Below are 17,634 nucleotides of genomic sequence, written 5' to 3'. Positions count from 1 at the left end.
GCCGAGTAGTAGTAGGCGTCCCCGACCCGGATGATGTCGCCGTCGGCGAAGTCCTGCCACACCACCGGATTGGTGAACGTGGTGGGTGCCGAGGGCGCCGGAGTTGTCGGGGCCGGTGTCGGAGTTGTCGGCGTCGGGGTGGTTCCGCCGGTGCAGGCGACGCCGTTCAGGCTGAAGCTCGCGGGCACGGGGTTGCTCGACCCTGCCGTCGCGTTGAAGCCGAACGACGCGCTGCCGCCGGTCGGCAGGTTGCCGTTGTAGGCGGCGTTGGTCACGGTCACCTGAGCTCCGGACTGGGCGACCGAGCCGTTCCAGAGCTGGGTGACCGTCTGGCCGGCGGCGAACGACCACCCGAGCTGCCAACCGGTGAGCGGGTCGCCGAGATTGTCGATCGTGACGGCGGCGCCGAATCCGCCCTGCCACTGACTCGTGACCGAGTAGCTGACCCGGCAGCCCGTTGCCGCCTGGGCGCTGGTGGCGACGGCGGCGCCGGCCATGCTGACGGCGACCGCGAGGCCCGCGCCGAGCCAGGCTCGCCTACGCGTACGGGACACGCCCATCTCCTTCCGGACGATGCGTGAAGTCCCGCCGGCCCGGAAGGCCGGCGGGACGCGGGCAATCAGGCGGCGCAGGCGAGCGAGCCGGTCGGACCGGAGCCGGTGCCCTGGAAGCCGAACTCGGTGTAGCCGCTGGACGGGATCTGGCCGTTGTAGGACACGTTGCGGAAGCTGACCGTGCCCGAGGTGCCGCTACCGGTTGCGTTCCAGACGCCGGTGATCGCGCTGCCCGCCGGCAACGGCACGGTGACGTTCCAGCCGTTGACCGCGGTGGACCCGGCGTTGACCCGGACCGTTGCCACGTAGCCGCCGTTCCACGAGTTGAGGGAGACGGTGGCGCTGCACGGGCCCGTCGGGGGGCTCGTCGGCGGGGTGGTCGGCGGGGTGGTCGGCGGGGTGGTCGGCCCGCCCGCGTTGAGGGCGTTGAGCACGGAGGTGTAGGCGGCCTTCTTGTTGCCGGAGCCGTCGAACAGCAGCGGGTTGTCGTTGCGCCAGGAGTCGGTGTCGCGGATGCCCCAGACGGTGATGCCGGTGCAGCGGGCTACCGCGAGGCAGGCTCGGGTGACGGCGCCGTAGATGTTGGCTTGGTTGCCGCCTTGTTGGACGTCGAGTTCGGTGATCTGCACGTCCACGCCGAGGTCGGCGAAGCGCTGGATGTTGGCCTGGTAGGTCGAGTCGAGGCTGGTGCCCAGATGGGACTGCAGGCCGACGCAGTCGATCGGGACGCCACGCGCCTTGAAGTCGCGGACCATGTTGTAGATGCCGGTCGACTTCGCGTTGATGCCGTCGGTGTTGTAGTCGTTGTAGCAGAGTTTGGCGGCCGGGTCGGCGGTGCGGGCGGCCCGGAAGGCGGCCTCGATCCAGTCGTTGCCGGTGCGTTGCAGGTTGGAGTCGCGCCGGGCGCCGGAACCGCCGTCGGCGAACGCCTCGTTCACCACGTCCCAGGTGTGGATTTTGCCGCGGTAGTGGGTGGCGACCTGGGTGACGTGGTTGATGGCGGCGTTGCGCAGGGCGGTGCCGGACAGGGATTGGGCCCAGCCGGGTTGTTGCTGGTGCCAGAGCAGGGCGTGGCCGCGGACTTTGGCACCCATGGCGATGCCCTGGTTGAGGATGCGGTCGCCGTTGGTGTAGGTGAACCGGCCCTGGGACGGTTCGGTGGCGTCCCATTTCATTTCGTTCTCGGCCGTGACGGAGTTGAATTCGGTGGTCAGGATGCGGGTGTAGGTGGAGTCGCCCAGCCGGCCGGCGGCGATCGCCGCGCCGTAGTAGCGGCCGGTCTGGGCGGCGGATGCGCCCAGGGTGCTCGCGGCCTCGGCCGGGCCGACCACGGCGAGGCTGCCGGCGGCGACGACACCCGCGGCCGCTGCCGAGAGCAGCCACGAGCGTCGTCGTGCGGATGCGGATCGGGGCTTCATCAGGGGATGTGCCTTCCTGTGGGGAATCGCGGCTGGGAGCGCTCCCAATTCGTCGCATATTGCCAGGATGTTTCTCCGTCCTCAAGGCGATGTGAACGTGACTCATTGGGGCGGTCCGGCATAACAGCTTTCGCCGACCCGATTTTTGTATGTTCTGAGAGATGCGCTGTTGCGAGCGGAGAACAGCCTCGCGAGCGGCCAACCAGGACATCCGTAAGTATCGCTGTTATCGCTCACATAGGTGATGGCTGGGCCGGTGCGTCGCCCTCAGTGCCCGCCGCCGCTTCGCTGCCGTCCGGCTTCAGCCTGGCCTCCGCCCGGTCGCGGCTGGTTGTGGTCCGTCCTCCGCCTTGCCGCAGTTCGGTCGCACGGCTCGAAGTCTTGACGCCGGTCGATGTCAGGCATGGAATGTTACCGGGAGGTAACACCATGATCCGGAGTCGTGCCGCCGCCGGGCTCGGGCTGATCGTCGCGCTCGCCGTCGCGTTCACGCCGGCTGTCGCCGCGCCGGCCGTCGCCGCACCGGCCGCTGCGCCGTTCTGCACCGCGCCCACGCCCAGCACGACCCAGCCCGGCTACCTGGTCGCCGACCCGGACTGCACGCTCGACGGCACCCCGTTCACCGCGCTACCGGGCGCCGAGGTCCACACCGGAATCGTCGGCGGTGCGGCGTATCGCATCGAGGTTCCCGGCGCGTGGAACGGCGGGCTCGTCGTCTACGCCCACGGGTATCGCGGCACCGGCACGACCGTCTACGTCGACGATCCGGCGCTGCGGCAGCACTACGTGGCGCGGGGCTATGCGTGGGCGGCCTCCAGCTACGCCACCAACGGCTACGACGTCGGTCAGGGCGTCCGCGACTCGGTCGCCCTGATCGACGTGTTCCGGCGGGTCACCGGCGTCCGCGCCCGGTCGGTGATCATGTCCGGGGCGTCGATGGGCGGGCACGTCACCGCGGTGGCGATCGAGGAGCACCCCCGTGCCTTCGCGGGGGCGATGCCCTATTGCGGGGTGCTGGGCGACACCGCCCTGTACGACTACTTTCTCGACGCGAACGTCACGGCGGCCGCTCTGACCGGTGTGACGATCGAGTTCCCGCGGGAACCGGCGGCGGACTACCAACAGCGGTGGCGGGAGCAGGTCGGCCGGATCGTGCCCGCGCTGGGCCTGCCGTCCGGCTCCACGCCGGCCGGGCGCACGTGGTCGGCCGTCGTGGAAAGACGCAGCGGCGGCGACCGGCCCGGCTTCGACAGCGCGTTCGCGTACTGGAACTCCGCACCCTCCCTGCCGCCGCTGGCCGATCTGCCGTTCCTGTTCGGCCTCTATCCCGGTCTGCAGGGCGGCACCGCGGGCATCGCCGAGGGCAACGTCGCCGGCAACCGGCACACGGTCTACCGCAGCACCGACCGGCTGTGGCCGACCGCTGCGGAATGGCGCCTCAACCGGGACGTGCTGCGGGTGAAGCGGGCCGTTCCCGCCGATCCGGGCCTGTCCGGCGTTCCCCGCGTCGACGGCCGGCCGTCGATCCCGGTCCTGTCCCTGCACGACCTCGGCGACCTGTTCGTGCCGTTCTCGATGGAGCAGGAGTACGCGGCCCGGGCGGCCCGCAACGGCCGGTCCGCCCTGTTCGTGTCCCGGGCGATCCGCGGCGTCGGCCATTGCGACTTCACCCCGGCCGAGTTGACGCAGGCCTTCGACGACCTGACAACCTGGCTCCGTACGGGCCACCGCGCCGCCGGCGACGCCGTGCTCAACCGCCGGGCCGTTGCCGATCCGGACTTCGGCTGCCGGTGGACGCGGGGCACGCACCGCGGTTTCGTCGCCCCACCCTGCCCGGCTGACGGCTGAGCCCGGCGGAAGACGGCGTCTCTGCCAGCGCGCCGCCCGGCCCGGCTGACGGCTGAGCCCGGCGGTAGGCGGAGCGTGGCGGCTGGCGGTTCGACCATGACCGTCGGGGCGACGTTCAGCACGGCGGCGGCGTTCTCGCTAACCCGGTTGGCCGCTGGGTCCGCCGGCAAGCAGCGTCACCGCGGGCGTGCGGCCCCGCGGTAGACGGTGTCACCCCCGGCGTGGGGCCAGCAGGCCGCGGGGCGGAACCGAGAACACCTGGACCGGACGCACCCCGTGCCGGCGCAGGATCGCGTTGGCGGCCATGGCCGCCGAGGCGGCCGAACGCTCCATCAGCGCGCACGGAAACGGCATGCGGACCCAGTCGCCGGCCACGAACAGCCCGTCGGCGTCGGTGGTCACGCCCGGCCGGGTGGCGTCGCTGCCCACGTCGAAGGCCGGGGCGTCGTAGCCGACCCGGCTGTCGACGTCGACCGCCCGCAGCCCGCCCGCCTCCGGCCAGATCCCGGCGAGCTCCGACCACATGTCGCGGGCCGCCGCGTCCGCTTCGACATCCGTGTCCGCGGCATAGGCGTGCAGTTCCACGACGGCGCCACCGGTGCGCCGGGCCCATTGCGCCGAGCCGTGTTCGATGCGGTGGAACAGGCTCACCGAGTCCAGCAGCGGCTCACGGGCGACACCGTTGAAGACGGCGCGGTCGCGGGCGACGTCGCCGTCGGTCCAGAATCGGCTCACCGCGTACGGGGCGGTGGTCTCGACCGTCTTCATCGCGGTCGCGAGGCGCAGGGGCAGGCCGGGGGAGGCGGCGGCGATGCTCCGTGCGGAGGCCGGGTCGGTGGCCAGGATGACGTGCTCGGCCTGGATCCGGGCGCCGCCGGTGAGAGTGACGGTCCAGCCGGGTTCGATGCTGTCCACGCCGGCGCCGGTGCGGATGTCCGCTCCGAGCGCCAGCAGCCGCTCGCTCAACGGCCCCCAGATGGCGGACTGGTAGTCGTCGTCGGGCGCGTCGAAGTCCAGGCCCTCGGGGTTGCGCAGGAAGTAGAAGTGGAACTGCATGATCATCTCGGCCGCTGACATCTCGGCCGCGCGGTTGAAGAACGAGTGGGCGAACACGTCGAACAGCAACGTGCGGGCCCGGTCCGGCATGGCCAGGCGATCCAGGAACTCCGCGGCCGACATCGCGTCGAACTCGCGGTACGTCTCGGCCCGCGAATACCGCAGCAGCGCCAGCGAGGTGGGGCCGTCGACGTCGCGCATCTCGCGCGTCCGCAGGCTGGGGGAGCGGGCCATCAGGGCGAACAGGCTCCACGGCGGACCGCCCGGCAGGCCGCCGAAGTCCTCCTCCGGCCAGTCCCGCGAGATCACCGGATAGCGCTCGGCCGGGCGCAGGAAGGACAACGACGGATCGACCCGGCGCAGGACGTTCCGCCAGTTGTAGTACTGCCGGAAGAAGGCGTGGAATCCGTGGCCGACCATCTGGACGGATCCGTCGGCCAGCTTGCGGGGCCAGGCGGAAAGCCGCCCGCCCAGTCGCTCGTCACGTTCCAGCAGCGTCACCGTCACGCCGCGCTCGGCGAGCAGCAGCGCGGCCGTCATTCCGGCGATGCCACCCCCGACGACCACCGTACGCACCGGATGTTCCACCGTGCGGGGCAAGGACCGATCGACGCGGACCAGGCGGTGGGCCCGGCGAGTGGTGCTGACGGCTGCCCGAGAAGGGATCATGCCCGCAAGGTTCCCACCGGCCGATGGTCCAACCCAAACCGTGCCGGGCGCGAGGACCCGGCGCCGCGGGGGTGCGGCGCCGGGAGGAAGTCAGCGCCAGACCGTGTAGCGGACCGTCTGCGGCGCCGGGTCGATGTAGTCGATCTGGTAGAGCACGCGGAACTGGGTTCCGGTCGGCACCCCGGTGGCGAGCACCGTACGCGTCCGGTGCGTGGGCGAGCACGCCCGCACCGGTTCGGTGTAGGTGGGATCGCGCCCGTCGGTGGAGAGCAGCGCCACCAGGAACGTCTGGCACCTGTCCCATGGCCGGCTCACGTCCCGGATGCCCGAGACCGAGATGGTGGTGCACTTCGCGTTGCGGTCGACGATCGGAGCGGAGGCGATGCGCCCGCCGGCATAGAAGTCCGCTGCGGGTCGGACCGGCGTGCAGCGTTGCGCGCCGGCGGTGTTGTGAGTGGCGGTGGTGTGGGCGGCGGTGGTGTGGGCGGCGGTGGTGTGGGCGGCGACGGGCGTGGCTGCGACCACGCCCATCGCCGCCGCGGCAGTGATGACACAGGCTAGTTTCTTCATGCGCACACCGTCTCCCGGCGGCTACGGAGAGTGCCCGGATGATGAACGTGCTGGCACGATGCCGGGAGACGGCCCTCAGATGGTGCGGCTCCGCTGCTTGATGCCGAGCGGGCCGTACGGGTAGTCGTTCGGCCGTGGGTCGCTGGCCTGGTCGAGGGCGTCGATCTCGTCGGCGGTGAGGTGCAGGCCGGCCGCCTTGAGGTTGGCGTCCAGCTGGTCGAGCGTGCGGGCGCCCAGGATCGTCGAGGTCACGCCGGGGCGGTCGGTCACCCAGGCCAGCGCCACCTCGGCCATCGACACGCCGCGGGCCTCGGCGATGCGCTGCACGGCCTCGATCACGTCCCAGGTGCGCGCGCTGTTACGCCGGTCGTAGGCTTCCATGCCCCGCTCCGGGTTGTCGCCGAGGCGGGTGTCGCCGGTGGGCCGCTGGTCGCGCTGATACTTGCCGGTCAGCCAGCCGCCGCCGAGCGGGCTCCACGGCAGCAGGCCGAGGCCGGCGTCGAGCGAGGCCGGGACGATCTCGTACTCGATCTCGCGGACCAGCAGGTTGTACTGGGGCTGGAGGCTGACCGGGCCGGTCAGCCCGAGCTCGCGAGCCAGCGATACCGCCTTGGTGAGCTGCCAGCCGGTGAAGTTGGAGAACCCGTAGTAGCGAATCTTGCCGGCCCGGACGAACCCGTCCAGGGTGCGCAGGGTCTCTTCGAGCGGGGTGAACTCGTCCCACGCGTGGGCCTGGTAGAGGTCGACCGCCTCGACGCCGAGCCGGGTCAGCGACGCGTCGAGCGCGCGGGTGAGGTGGCGGGCCGACAGTCCGGCGCCGTTGGGGTCGGCCGCCATCGGGAAGCGGCCCTTGGTGGCGAGCACGACCGCCTCGGTGACGTCGGCCGGCCGCGCGGCCAGCCAGCGGCCGATGATCCGTTCCGACTCGCCCGCCGAGTACACGTCCGCGGTGTCCACGAACGTGCCGCCGGCCTCGAGGAACCGGTCGAGCTGGGCGTGCGACACCTTCTCGTCGGACTCGTCGCCGAAGGTCATCGTGCCCAGACAGAGCGAGGAGACGGCGCATCCGCTGCGCCCGAGCGTGCGATATTCCATGATCTCAACCTAACGGAGTACGGGGTTCCGGCTTGCCGACACAGCACCAGTACCTTCCCGGGGGCCCCTCAAACACCCGCGGCGGGGAACCGGCCCTCGTGCCATCGGGCGGTGGCCGGTGCTGGATCATCAACGGCATGGCTGTGATGGTGGAGATCCACTTCCCGGCGACCGGGGAGGACGAATGGGTCGACGATGTCGGTGACTTCCTGATCGACCTGGAGGACGAGTTCGGCCTCGAGGAGTACGAGGACGGCGAGCAGGTCGGCGACGACTACGTCTTCTTCATCGCCGGGGCGAGCGAGCGGACGCTGCTGAAGGCGGCTTCCCGGGTGGCGGTGCGCAAGGGCGTGCCGGCGGGGGCGTACGCGATGGTGACCGACACCGCGGCGGCCGAGGTCGGCCTGGGCCGGCGGGTGACCCTGCCGGTGCGATGACCGTCCGGTTGTAGCTCCGGCACGGCCCCGTCATCGGCTGCCGGCCCGCCGGCTGGAGATCAGCCGTGTGCTGCCGCGGGTGCACCTCCGCAAACTGGAGGCGCGTCTCCGCGACGACGCGCCGGGGCAGGGGTGAAACGGAGAGGGAGCCGGCAGTGAACCTGGAGTCGGAGGTCGCAGGCCCGCAGTGCCGGGTGCGGGCGATGGAGAAGCTGTTGCGGGACACGGAGCAGGCGCGCGCGCCGCTGTCACGGGGAGAGGGCCGCAAGTGATGCTGAAGGTGGACGACGGTTCGATGAGCTGGGTACGCGGGGCGGGCCTGGCCGTGATCGTCGCGGTCGCCCTGGCCGGGTGCGGCACGGGTGGCGACAGGACGAGCGCATCGTCGTCGTACGAGGTCGCCGAGACGGTCACGGCTCTGCGGGTCGACGGGCACGGCGGCGACATCAGGATCGTCACCGGCAGCGGTCCCATCAAGGTCACCGAGACGATGCGGTACGGCGCCGAGAAGCCGGTCAGCCGGCACAGCGTCAGCGACGGCAAGCTCCTGCTGCAGTCCGACCGCTGCGACGTCGACGGCGTCTGCACCGTCGACTACAAGATCCAGATCCCGGGGACGCTGACCGCGAAGCTGTCCAGCGGCGGCGGCGCGGTCGAGGTCACCGGCGTGGGGGCCCCGGTTGACATCGATTCGGGCGGCGGCACGGTGGTCGTCGGCAAGCTGTCGGCCAACCTGACCGTCAAGTCCAGCGGCGGCGCGGTCGAGGCCGGCCTGAGCGCGGAGCCGGAATCGGTCACCGTCGACACCTCGGGCGGCGGCGCCCGGATCACGCTGCCCGGCGGGCCGTACGCGGTCGAGGCCGACAGCGGCGGTGGCCCGCGCGACGTCTCGGTCGAGACCGACGACACCTCGGTCCACAAGGTGACCGTCAGGACCAGCGGCGGAGACATCACCATCCGGGCCGCTTGACGACCACCACCGATGTCCTACGTGGCGCTGCTGGGGAAGCGCACCGCTCGGGCCGTGCCGTGCATGTCGTGGGGGAGGTCCGCGTAGGCCCACTGATGCGAGCGTGTGTGCAGGCAGGCAGCCTCCACGTCGCCGGATTCGAGGACGCTCAGCAGCTCGGCGTGCTCGTCGGCCACGTGTCCGAGGTCGGGTTCGGTCACCATCAGGGTGATCGCGGTGCGGGCCTCGATCTGCAGCGCCTCCCAGGCTCGCTCCAGCAGGAAGTTGTCGCCGGCCAGCACCACCCGGCGGTGAAAGCGGGTGCTGGCCAGGCCGATACCGCGGACGTCGCCGGCCGCCCCGCACCGGCGCATGTCGGCGACGTCGTCGCCCATCGCCTCCAGCGGCAGCTTTCCGTTGAGCATCGCCAGCCGGGTCGCCGTCTCCTCCAGGGCCGCGCGAACCACGTACGCCTCCCGCAGGGTCTGTTCGACGAACGGCAGAACGTGGCGGCCGCGCCGGGGGCGGCTCTCGACCAGGCCCAGCCCCTCGAGTTCGCGCAGGGCTTCCCGGACGGGGGCCTGGCTGGTTCCGAAGTCGGCCGCGATCCGGGTCTCGATCAGCCTCTCGCCGGTCTTGAGCCGGCCCGACACGATCATCTCGACCAGGCCGTCCCGGATGCCTTCACTCAGCGTCGGCCTCGACGTGGTCACCCTGGTCCTTCCTCGTCGCCATGATCGCGGAGCGTCAACCGGCGACCGCGCTCTGTTGACCAGCATAGTGAGATCCCGTTACGTTGAATTATCGATATCGATAAAAGGATCTCGCATGTTGACTGAGGTTCATGTCCCCGAGGACGTGCCCGCGGCTGTGGGTCTGATCGCTTCGGGTGCCACCATCCTCGGCGGCGGCACCAGCCTGATGCCGGCGCTCAACGACTACGGATCACCGCCGACCGAACTGGTCAGCCTGCGCCGCACCGGACTGTCCGGCATCACCGTCACCGGCTCCACAGCGACCACCGGCTCCACAGCGACCATTGGCGCGACGACGACGCTCTCGCAGATCGAGCACGATCCCCGGCTCGAGATCCTCAATTCCGTCGTCCGCTCGATCGCCTCGGTGCCGGTGCGCAACCTGGCCACCGTCGGCGGCAACCTGTTCGTCCGGCAGCCCTACGGGGACCTCGCCGTCGCCCTGGTCGCCCTGAACGCCCGTGCTCTACCGGCCGACGGGAGCGGCCCGGCCGAGCTGCCCCTGGAACGGCCGGCTCTCGTCACCGCCGTGACTTTCGAGCTGCCCGCGCCCGGAGTTTTCAAGTACGTCAAGGCGGCCCGCCGCCGGTGGAACTCCGCCTCGCTGGTCACGGTCGCGGCCACGATCGTCGAACTCGACGGGCTCGTGTCCGGGGCCCGGGTCGCCCTGGGCGGCGTCAGCGACCACATCGTCCGGGCGGCGGCCGTCGAGGAAGCGCTGCTCGGCCGGCCGCTGACCGACGAGACCGTGGCGGCCGCCGCGCGGGCCGGCCTCGGTGAGCTGTCGCCGGCCGACGACGCGTACGCCTCGGCCTGGTACCGCACGCGGGTCTTTCCTGTCCACCTGCGGCGAGCGCTGCTCGGCCGCTGACGGAACGAGGTCGCCGGTGAAGATCGTGAACCTCCGGGTCAACGGGGCCGGCCAGGCGTTCATCGCCCGGCCCGGGACGACGCTGCTGCTCGCGCTGCGCGAGCAACTCGGCCTGACCGGGGCCAAGCGGGGCTGCGCTCAGGGCGCCTGCGGCTCGTGCACCGTGCTGCTGGACGGGCAGCCCGTGGTGTCCTGCCTGGTGCCCGCGGTGACGGTCGACGGCGCCGAGATCGCCACGATCGAGGGGCTCGCCGACGGTCAGGTGCTGAGCGACGTGCAGCAGGCCTTCCTCGACGGGTTCGCCACCCAGTGCGGCTTCTGCACGCCCGGCATGATCATGTCGGCCGAGGCGCTGCTCGACCGCAATCCGGATCCGACCCGCGACGAGGTCAACGAGGCGATCAGCGGCAACGTCTGCCGATGCACCGGCTACGAGCCGATAGTCAGCGCCATCCTCGACGCCGCCGCCCGCCGGCGGTCGCGCGCGGGCCAGGGGGCGAAGCTCTGATGCCGCGCGTCAACCCGATCGACACCGAGTACTTCAAGGACGAGCGCAAGGGCGGCGACTTCACCGTCATCGGCACCACGGTGCAGCGCTCGGACGCGCTGGGGCACGTCACCGGGCGTACGGAATTCTTCGAGGACCGGACCTTCCCGGACCTCGCGCACGTCAAGATCCACCGCTCCGCCCGCCATCACGCGCGGATCGACAGCGTCGACTGTTCGGAGACGCTGAAGGTGCCCGGCGTGCTGCGGGTCATCACCCACCGGGACGTGCCGTCGAACTGGTACGTCGTGCTGCGGCTGATCGGCATCGAGCCCAACGACGAGCCGGTGCTGGCCGAGGACCGGGTGCTCTACAAGGGCGAGCCCATCGTCGCGGTGGTGGCCGACTCGGAGGCGGCCGCGATCGAGGGCGCCGCGCGGGTCAAGGTCGGCTACACCGAACTGCCGGCGGTGTTCGACGTCGAGGAGGCGCTGGCCCCGGACGCGCCCGTCATCAAGCAGGCCGGCACGAACTACTTCGTCTACGAGGGTCACCACGCGCGCCGGCTCCGGTTCGGCGACGTCGAGCGGGGCTTCGCGCAGTCCGACCGCATCTTCGAGTGGCGCTACAGCTCGGCCCCCATCGAGCACGCGCCGACCGAGACCACCGGCTGCGTCGTCGTGCCGCAGAGCAGCGGCCGCCTTCTCATCCACAGCAACACCCAGGCCGCGTTCTTCACGCTCGACAACACGGCCCTGATCCTCGACCGGCCGTTCACCGACCTGCAGGTCAAGGGGGGCACCGTCGGCGGCGGCTTCGGCGGCAAGGTCGACGTCATGGTCGAGCCGCTGGCCTGCATCGCGGCGACGCTCACGAACCGGCCGGTCAAGTTCGTCTACACCCGCGAGGAGGAGATGCAGGTCTCGTCGCCCCGGGCGGCCGAGCGCATCTACATCAAGGACGGTGTCACCAGCGACGGGCGCATCCTCGCCCGCAAGGTGATGCTCTACGTCGACGCCGGCGCCTATTCGCGGCACTCGCCCTACGGCACGACCAAGGCGTGTGCCCATCTGCCCGGCCCGTACACGATTCCGAACGTCTACGCCGACTGCCATTGCGTCTACACCAACCGCACGCCGTCGAGCGCGATGCGCGGGTTCGGCGTCACCATCGCAGACTTCGCCCTGGAGTCCCAGATGGACCGGATCGCCCGGGCCCTCGACCTCGACCCGCTGCAGTTCCGGCTGCGCAACGCCTACCGCGACGGCGATCTGAAGGCCCACCGCAAGGTCGCCGAGGGCACCGCCCTGATCGAGGTCATCCAGCGCGCCGCCGCCCTCGTCGGCCACGAGCTGCCCGCCGAATACCTGGCCCTGACCTCGACCACGCCGAGAGGAGACGAGGCATGACGCTGTTGCGCGGCCGCGGGTACGCGTCGGTCAACTACCCCACCGGCATGAACCTGGGCGGGGACCCGTCCCAGGCGCTCATCCACGCGACGACCATGGGCGGCTTCGTGATCAGCCTGTCGTCGGTCGACCTCGGTCAGGGGCTCAAGACCGTCGTCGCCCAGTGCGCGGCCGAGACGCTGGGCATGCCGATGGCCAACGTCATCGTCGACACCGCCGACACCGACACCGGCCCGCACTGCATGGGCACCTTCGCCAGCCGGGGCACGCACCGCATCGGCAACGCGGTCATCATGGCCGCCCGCGAGGCGCGGGACGTGATGCTCGAGGTGGCGGCGGAGGAGCTCGAGGCCGACGCGGGCGACCTGGAGACCGACGGCACGGGCTTCGTGCGGCTCAAGGGCAGCCCGGAAACGAAGATCCACATCCAGGACATCACGCTGGCCGCCCACTTCAAGCAGGGCCGGACGATCTCGGGGCGGGGCATCTATCTCAAGGAGCGCAACTATCCGGTCCCCGAGACCGGTGAGATGGACCCGGACTCGTGCCAGGCCCACGCGTGCACGGTCGCCGAGGTCGAGGTGGACGACGAGACCGGCGTGGTCACCGTCCTGAGCCTGCACAACGCGTACGAGGTGGGCCGGGCCCTCAATCCCGCGATGGCCGCCCAGCAGGTGGAGGGCGGTGGCTGGATGGGCGTCTCGCACGCCGTGTTCGAGTCGACCGAGCCGTACTACCCGGCCTCGCGCGACCACGGGCCGGTCGACTTCTGCGAATACCTGATGCCCGGCCCGGCCGAGATCCCCGTGCAGTCGAGCGTGATCCTCGAGCGCCCGGCCACGAACGGTCCGTTCGGCGCCAAGGGCATCGGCGAGATGACGGCCAACGCTCCCATCCCGGCGATCGCCAACGCCATCTTCGACGCATGCGGCGTGCGGTTGACGACGATGCCGTTCACACCGGAGTCGATCCTGCGCGGCCTCGACGCCCTCCGCGCATGACGGCGCCCGATCGCGACACCCTCAACCGGCAGCTCGAGGAGCGGCGCTATTTCGCCGACGAGGGCCTCCTGACGGCCGTGCGGCTGGCGATCGCGCTCGGCCGGCCGTTGCTGCTGGAGGGGGAGCCCGGCGTCGGCAAGACGCAGATCTCGCACGTGCTCGCCGATGCTCTCGGACGCGACCTCATCCGCCTGCAGTGCTACGAAGGCATCGACGTCTCGCAGGTCCTCTACGAGTGGGACTACCCGAAGCAACTGCTGAGCCTGCGCACCGCCGAAGTGCGGGGCACTCCGGTGGCCGACCTCTACGCGAGCGAGTTCCTGCTCGAACGTCCGCTGCTGCGCGCGTTGCGCAGCCGGGCCGGGGCCGTGCTGCTGCTCGACGAGATCGACCGGGCCGACAGCGAGTTCGAGGCGTTCCTGCTCGAGTTCCTCGACGGTTTCCAGATCACGATCCCGGAGCTCGGCACGATCGCGGCCGCCGTGCCGCCGCTGGTGGTGCTCACCTCCAACCGGACCCGGGAGCTGCACGACGCCCTCAAGCGGCGCTGCCTCTACCACTGGATCCCGTTCCCGGACCCGGAACGCGAGCGCACGATCATCGAGGCGCAGGCGCCCGGGCTCGGCGCGCGCAGTGCCGCCCGGCTGGTGCGCTCGGTCAACGTCATCCGGTCGCTGGGCCCGTTGAAGCGCCCCGGCATCGCCGAGGCCATCGCGTGGGCGCAGGGCTCGCGGACGCTGATGGACGAGGGAGCGGGCGCGAACGACGCTCTGCGGGCCTCACTCGGCCTGGTCCTGAAGAACGAGGAGGACGTCGCCCTGGTTCTGGCCCACGCCACCGAGGTCTTCAGCGATGACCCCGCCTGAGGACGACCGGCGGCTGGTGTCGCGCGTCGAGGACCACCTCCACGCCTTCCTGCGGCAGCTGCACGCCCGGGGGATCGGCGTTCCGGCCACCAAGCGGGTCGACTTCCTCGCCGCCGTGCAGGTGATGCCGCCCGAAACCACCGGGCAGCTGTACTGGATCGGCGCCGCCACCCTCACCACCCGCGAAGCCGACCGGCCGGTCTACGACGAGGTGTTCCAGCAGTTCTTCGGCATGACCACCGGCGCTCTCGTGCTCGTCGAGCCGCCCGGGCAACCACCGGAGAACGGCAACGAGCCGACGGGTGTCCCGGGTGACCGCGAGGCCGGCGACACCGTCCTCGAGCACGGCGGCCGGTCCGGTCTCGCCGCCGGCCGGTTCAGTCCCGAATTCCCGGTGCGGTTCGCCGCCACCGAAGCCGGCGCCCGCGAGGTCCTGCGGCAGATCCGTCGCGAGCTTCCCCGGGCCGTGCCCACGATCCGGTCGCGGCGGAACCGGCCCGGCGGCCGCCGGCAACGCGTGGACCTGCGCGCCACGTTCCACGAGTCCCGTCGTACGCAGGGTGAGATCATGCGGCTGCACTGGCGGCACCGCCCGCCCCGCGAGCGCCGCGTGCTGGTGCTCGTCGACGTGTCCGGCTCGATGAAGCAGTACAGCGCGAACTACCTGCGGTTCGCCCACGCCGTGGTGGCCACCTGTGCCCGGGCCGAGGTCTTCACCTTCGGCACCCGGCTCACCCGGGTCACGTCCGCGTTGCGTACCCCCGAGACCGACGCCGCCCTCGCCGCCCTGACCCCGCTGGTGCTGGACGCCGAGGGCGGCACCCGGATCGGCGAGAGCCTGCGGACGTTCCTCGGCAGCGCGCGCTTCGTGACCATGTCCCGCGGCGCTCTCGTCCTCGTCCTCTCCGACGGGCTCGAACGCGGCGACTGCACGGCGATGGTCGGGGCCACCCGCCGGCTGTCCAAGCTGGCCCACCGGTTGCGCTGGTGGTCGCCGCTCGCCTGCGACCCGGACTACCGGCCGCTGACCCGTGCGATGGCGGCGGTGCGGGCCGACCTCGACTCGCTGACCGGGGTCCGCGACCTCGGGACCGCGCTCGCCGCCGTTCGGGAAGGGCTCGCCCATGTACGAAGGTGACATCGTCGACTGCCACCACCACGTCTGGCGCCAGGCTGACATGCCGTGGCTGTCCGGGCCGATGGTTCCGCGGATCTTCGGCCCGTACGAGCCGATCCGGCGGGACTACCCGATCGAGGAGTACGTGGCCGACGCGCGCTCGGCCGGCATCGGCGCCTCGGTGTACGTACAGCCGAACTGGCCCCTGGACCGGGTGGTCGACGAGGTCCGCTGGGTCGCCGGTCTGCACGAGCGGACGGGCTGGCCGATGGCCGTGGTGGGCAGCGCCGACCTGTTCGCCGGGAACGCCGTCGAGGTGATGCGGCAGCAGCAGGCGATCAGCCCGCTCGTGGTCGGCACCCGCCTGCAGCTGCACTGGCACGAGCGTCCGGAGTTCCGCTTCGCCGACGGGCCGGACCGGATGAAGGACCCGGTGTTCCGCGGCAACATCGCCGCCCTGCGCGAGCTCGGCTGGCTCTTCGAGCTGCAGGTGTTCGCCGGGCAGATGCACGACGCCGCGGCCCTGGTGGCGGAGCACCCCGGCGTGACGTTCGTCCTCGTGCACGCCGGGATGCTCACCGATCACACCGACCCCGCCGTCGTCGCCGAGTGGCGGGCCGGCCTGCGGGCACTGGCCGCCCGGCCCAACGTCGTCGTCAAACTGACCGGCCAGGGAACCTTCGTCCACCGCGTCGACCCCGAGCTGATCCGGCTCGTCGCCGACGAGGTCCTCGACCAGTTCGGCTCGGCCCGCGCCATGTTCGGCACGAACCTGCCCATCGAAACACTGTGGACGAACGCCGCCGAGCTGACCGGCGCGTGGAGACACGCCCTGCGGCAGCGCACCGGCGACGAACAGGCCGATGTCTTCTCCCGTACGGCCCGCCGGGTCTACGGCCTCACCACCGCGGAAAGGGCAGGACAATGAGCCACTTCATCCTCACCTACGGATACAACGACACCCCGGAGCGCGCCGAGCGGCGTCCCGAGCACCTGGAGCACCTGGCCAAGTTGCAGGCGGAGGGCTCGCTGCTGCTGGCCGGGCCGCTGGCCGACCTCAGCGGCGGCGTCATCGTGCTGACCGCGGCCGACGCCGAGGCCGCCCAGGCCCTGGTCGAGCGGGACCCGTACACCCGGCACGGCGTGACCAGGGACCGCCAGCTGAAGGAATGGAAGATCACCGTCGGCTTGTGAGCAGGCCGTCGCCGGGCTCGCAGGCCAGGATCGCCCGGCGGACGGCGGCCACCCGCGCGGCCGCTTCCCGCTCGTCCAGCTTCGTCAGCCGCTGCCACAGCGACCGGGCTTCCGGCTGCTCCGGTTCGGTGCCGAGCAGCCAGGCGGACGCGGCCTCGACCACGGCCCGGTCTGTCCCGGGCGCCTCGCCGGGGCAGACGAACGGGACCACGCCCAGGTCGCGGACCATGTAGCCCTCGAGCTTCCCGGGCTCCCGGGCGTGGCCGTCGTCGCCGATGACCAGGGGGATCAGCACGACGTCGGCCGACTGGTCGACCTTGGAGTCCCAGTCGAGGTGCTCCACCGCCCGGCTCGGGGCGCCCGGCAGCCGGGCCAGCTTCGCCAGCGCCGCGCGCGCCGGGGGAGTCACCTCGTCGAGTACTCCGCTGTGTATCCGGGCCACGCAGACCTGCGGGGCGTCCGCGGTGCAGACCAGCTCGCGGGCGTCCGGGTCGACCGGGTTCCGGACGAAGGCCGATCCGCCCTGCAGCACCAGCACCGCGGTGGCGGCGCCGAGGAACGGGGGCAGCACGGCCACCAGCCGCGCACGCCAATGGGCGGCGGCGAACAACAGCGCGGCGCCGGCGGCCAGACCGGTCAGATACACCAGCTGGGCGAGGCTGAACCGGCCGGGGATGGTGTCGAAGTCGGAGCCGCCGCCCAGGCCGTACGAGGGGAACAGGAGCGTGCTCAGCCACTCCCGGCCCCCGGTGATCCCACGGGCGACGAGCGGCGAGGCGAACGACGCGATCGCCAGGAGGGGAGCGGTCACGAGGTACGGCAGCAGCCGGCCGGCCGCCAGGCCGAACCAGGCCGCGGCCACCATCGCCACCGCGCCGGCGGCCACCACCCCGGCGAAGGCCCCGGCTCGCAGATACTCGGCGGTGCCGGCGAGGCGGAGGGCGGCGAGGCCGGTGGCGCCGGCATACCCGGCAGCGACCGTCGAGCCGTACACCAGAAGGAGGGGGACTGCCTGCTGGAGGCGTGGACGCGCCACACCGGCGAACATCTCGGTGACCCGCGACCGGTGGTCCCGGCGTCCCTGCGCGGCCCCGATCGCCAGGGCGAGCCCGAGCAGGACCGAGAGGTACCACCGCTGGTCCAGCGCCAGGATCATGTAGCCGGAGGTCCACCGCTGGGGGGCGTTGTACAGCAACCCGGTCCCCGCGGCCAGCAGCGCCAGCGCCGACCAGAGGGCCGGGGTCCGGCGCAGTTCGATGAACAGGATTCGGCTCACAACACCTAAGACGCCGCCCATCGGCTGACGGATCTCCTTTTCCTGTGGCGTGTGTCACGTCA

At 71.5% G+C, this 17,634-nt stretch carries 18 protein-coding genes; 11 read left to right on the top strand and 7 right to left on the bottom strand.

Annotated features, from left to right (window positions below; translation table 11 throughout):
• Both LXN57_RS34970 and LXN57_RS34965 read right to left on the bottom strand, forming a co-directional pair.
• The coding region (locus tag LXN57_RS34970) for a cellulose-binding domain-containing protein (protein ID WP_438872948.1) at nt 1-554 on the bottom strand (554 nt) is incomplete at its 3' end.
• 65 nt (nt 555-619) lie between these two features.
• The gene (locus tag LXN57_RS34965; protein WP_251802510.1) at nt 620-1,972 is read right to left on the bottom strand and encodes an endo-1,4-beta-xylanase; all 1,353 of its coding nucleotides are present in this window, start codon (nt 1,970-1,972) and stop codon (nt 620-622) included.
• A 429-nt stretch (nt 1,973-2,401) separates the two neighbouring features.
• Between LXN57_RS34965 and LXN57_RS34960 the strand changes: the two genes are divergently transcribed.
• Entirely contained in the window at nt 2,402-3,820 is a 1,419-nt protein-coding gene (locus tag LXN57_RS34960; protein WP_251802509.1) for an alpha/beta hydrolase family protein, read from the top strand.
• A 210-nt stretch (nt 3,821-4,030) separates the two neighbouring features.
• Here the strand turns inward: LXN57_RS34960 and LXN57_RS34955 are convergent, their stop codons facing one another.
• From LXN57_RS34955 to LXN57_RS34945, 3 genes are all read right to left on the bottom strand, one after another.
• Nucleotides 4,031-5,545 carry an FAD-dependent oxidoreductase gene (locus LXN57_RS34955; protein WP_285904705.1) on the bottom strand — a complete coding sequence of 505 codons (1,515 nt, stop codon included), beginning with the start codon at nt 5,543-5,545 and terminating at the stop codon, nt 4,031-4,033.
• A gap of 90 nt (nt 5,546-5,635) precedes the next feature.
• Nucleotides 5,636-6,115: a hypothetical protein gene (locus LXN57_RS34950; protein WP_251802508.1), complete on the bottom strand. Its 480-nt coding sequence runs from the start codon at nt 6,113-6,115 to the stop codon at nt 5,636-5,638.
• A 75-nt stretch (nt 6,116-6,190) separates the two neighbouring features.
• Nucleotides 6,191-7,210 (bottom strand): aldo/keto reductase, encoded by a 1,020-nt coding sequence (locus LXN57_RS34945; protein WP_251802507.1) that lies wholly within the window; start codon nt 7,208-7,210, stop codon nt 6,191-6,193.
• Between the two features lie 137 nt (nt 7,211-7,347).
• Here LXN57_RS34945 and LXN57_RS34940 point away from each other — a divergent pair, with 137 nt between their 5' ends.
• Both LXN57_RS34940 and LXN57_RS34935 read left to right on the top strand, forming a co-directional pair.
• Nucleotides 7,348-7,647: a hypothetical protein gene (locus LXN57_RS34940; protein WP_251802506.1), complete on the top strand. Its 300-nt coding sequence runs from the start codon at nt 7,348-7,350 to the stop codon at nt 7,645-7,647.
• Nucleotides 7,648-7,918: 271 nt separating this feature from the next.
• On the top strand, nt 7,919-8,617 hold the full coding sequence (locus LXN57_RS34935) for a DUF4097 family beta strand repeat-containing protein (protein ID WP_251802514.1): 699 nt from the start codon (nt 7,919-7,921) through the stop codon (nt 8,615-8,617).
• 17 nt (nt 8,618-8,634) lie between these two features.
• Here the strand turns inward: LXN57_RS34935 and LXN57_RS34930 are convergent, their stop codons facing one another.
• Nucleotides 8,635-9,309 (bottom strand): GntR family transcriptional regulator, encoded by a 675-nt coding sequence (locus tag LXN57_RS34930; RefSeq protein WP_251802505.1) that lies wholly within the window; start codon nt 9,307-9,309, stop codon nt 8,635-8,637.
• Between the two features lie 115 nt (nt 9,310-9,424).
• Between LXN57_RS34930 and LXN57_RS34925 the strand changes: the two genes are divergently transcribed.
• The 8 genes from LXN57_RS34925 to LXN57_RS34890 are packed head-to-tail and all read left to right on the top strand — an operon-like array spanning nt 9,425 to nt 16,296.
• The gene (locus LXN57_RS34925) at nt 9,425-10,222 is read left to right on the top strand and encodes an FAD binding domain-containing protein (protein WP_251802504.1); all 798 of its coding nucleotides are present in this window, start codon (nt 9,425-9,427) and stop codon (nt 10,220-10,222) included.
• 16 nt (nt 10,223-10,238) lie between these two features.
• Entirely contained in the window at nt 10,239-10,730 is a 492-nt protein-coding gene (locus LXN57_RS34920; RefSeq protein WP_251802503.1) for a (2Fe-2S)-binding protein, read from the top strand.
• Entirely contained in the window at nt 10,730-12,118 is a 1,389-nt protein-coding gene (locus LXN57_RS34915) for a xanthine dehydrogenase family protein molybdopterin-binding subunit (RefSeq protein WP_251802502.1), read from the top strand. Before LXN57_RS34920 ends, LXN57_RS34915 begins: the two co-directional genes overlap by 1 nt.
• On the top strand, nt 12,115-13,119 hold the full coding sequence (locus LXN57_RS34910) for a xanthine dehydrogenase family protein molybdopterin-binding subunit (protein ID WP_251802501.1): 1,005 nt from the start codon (nt 12,115-12,117) through the stop codon (nt 13,117-13,119). The genes LXN57_RS34915 and LXN57_RS34910 overlap by 4 nt, the downstream gene beginning before the upstream one ends.
• The gene (locus LXN57_RS34905) at nt 13,116-13,985 is read left to right on the top strand and encodes an AAA family ATPase (protein ID WP_251802500.1); all 870 of its coding nucleotides are present in this window, start codon (nt 13,116-13,118) and stop codon (nt 13,983-13,985) included. Before LXN57_RS34910 ends, LXN57_RS34905 begins: the two co-directional genes overlap by 4 nt.
• Entirely contained in the window at nt 13,972-15,123 is a 1,152-nt protein-coding gene (locus tag LXN57_RS34900) for a vWA domain-containing protein (protein WP_251802499.1), read from the top strand. Before LXN57_RS34905 ends, LXN57_RS34900 begins: the two co-directional genes overlap by 14 nt.
• Entirely contained in the window at nt 15,110-16,030 is a 921-nt protein-coding gene (locus LXN57_RS34895; RefSeq protein WP_251802498.1) for an amidohydrolase family protein, read from the top strand. Before LXN57_RS34900 ends, LXN57_RS34895 begins: the two co-directional genes overlap by 14 nt.
• On the top strand, nt 16,027-16,296 hold the full coding sequence (locus LXN57_RS34890) for a YciI family protein (protein ID WP_251802497.1): 270 nt from the start codon (nt 16,027-16,029) through the stop codon (nt 16,294-16,296). Before LXN57_RS34895 ends, LXN57_RS34890 begins: the two co-directional genes overlap by 4 nt.
• On the opposite strand, the gene LXN57_RS34885 is transcribed toward LXN57_RS34890, so the two are convergent.
• Nucleotides 16,280-17,572: a hypothetical protein gene (locus LXN57_RS34885; RefSeq protein ID WP_251802496.1), complete on the bottom strand. Its 1,293-nt coding sequence runs from the start codon at nt 17,570-17,572 to the stop codon at nt 16,280-16,282. The two genes, LXN57_RS34890 and LXN57_RS34885, sit on opposite strands and share 17 nt — an antisense overlap.
• Between the last annotated feature and the right edge of the window lie 62 nt (nt 17,573-17,634).

This window comes from Paractinoplanes hotanensis, from assembly GCF_023717965.1.
GTDB classification, from domain to species: domain Bacteria; phylum Actinomycetota; class Actinomycetes; order Mycobacteriales; family Micromonosporaceae; genus Actinoplanes; species Actinoplanes polyasparticus.
The sequence above is the reverse complement of the archived record's forward strand: the minus strand, read 5'-3'. Positions and strand labels throughout refer to the sequence as shown.

Excerpts from the sequence above, each read along its gene's own strand:
- LXN57_RS34935 (WP_251802514.1), top strand. The coding sequence starts at position 7,919 with ATGCTGAAGGTGGACGACGGTTCGATGAGCTGGGTACGCGGGGCGGGC.
- LXN57_RS34960 (WP_251802509.1), top strand. The coding sequence starts at position 2,402 with ATGATCCGGAGTCGTGCCGCCGCCGGGCTCGGGCTGATCGTCGCGCTC.
- LXN57_RS34950 (WP_251802508.1), bottom strand. The coding sequence starts at position 6,115 with ATGAAGAAACTAGCCTGTGTCATCACTGCCGCGGCGGCGATGGGCGTG.
- LXN57_RS34910 (WP_251802501.1), top strand. The coding sequence starts at position 12,115 with ATGACGCTGTTGCGCGGCCGCGGGTACGCGTCGGTCAACTACCCCACC.
- LXN57_RS34890 (WP_251802497.1), top strand. The coding sequence starts at position 16,027 with ATGAGCCACTTCATCCTCACCTACGGATACAACGACACCCCGGAGCGC.
- LXN57_RS34945 (WP_251802507.1), bottom strand. The coding sequence starts at position 7,210 with ATGGAATATCGCACGCTCGGGCGCAGCGGATGCGCCGTCTCCTCGCTC.
- LXN57_RS34915 (WP_251802502.1), top strand. The coding sequence starts at position 10,730 with ATGCCGCGCGTCAACCCGATCGACACCGAGTACTTCAAGGACGAGCGC.
- LXN57_RS34955 (WP_285904705.1), bottom strand. The coding sequence starts at position 5,545 with ATGATCCCTTCTCGGGCAGCCGTCAGCACCACTCGCCGGGCCCACCGC.
- LXN57_RS34940 (WP_251802506.1), top strand. The coding sequence starts at position 7,348 with ATGGCTGTGATGGTGGAGATCCACTTCCCGGCGACCGGGGAGGACGAA.
- LXN57_RS34965 (WP_251802510.1), bottom strand. The coding sequence starts at position 1,972 with ATGAAGCCCCGATCCGCATCCGCACGACGACGCTCGTGGCTGCTCTCG.
- LXN57_RS34925 (WP_251802504.1), top strand. The coding sequence starts at position 9,425 with ATGTTGACTGAGGTTCATGTCCCCGAGGACGTGCCCGCGGCTGTGGGT.
- LXN57_RS34905 (WP_251802500.1), top strand. The coding sequence starts at position 13,116 with ATGACGGCGCCCGATCGCGACACCCTCAACCGGCAGCTCGAGGAGCGG.
- LXN57_RS34900 (WP_251802499.1), top strand. The coding sequence starts at position 13,972 with ATGACCCCGCCTGAGGACGACCGGCGGCTGGTGTCGCGCGTCGAGGAC.
- LXN57_RS34895 (WP_251802498.1), top strand. The coding sequence starts at position 15,110 with ATGTACGAAGGTGACATCGTCGACTGCCACCACCACGTCTGGCGCCAG.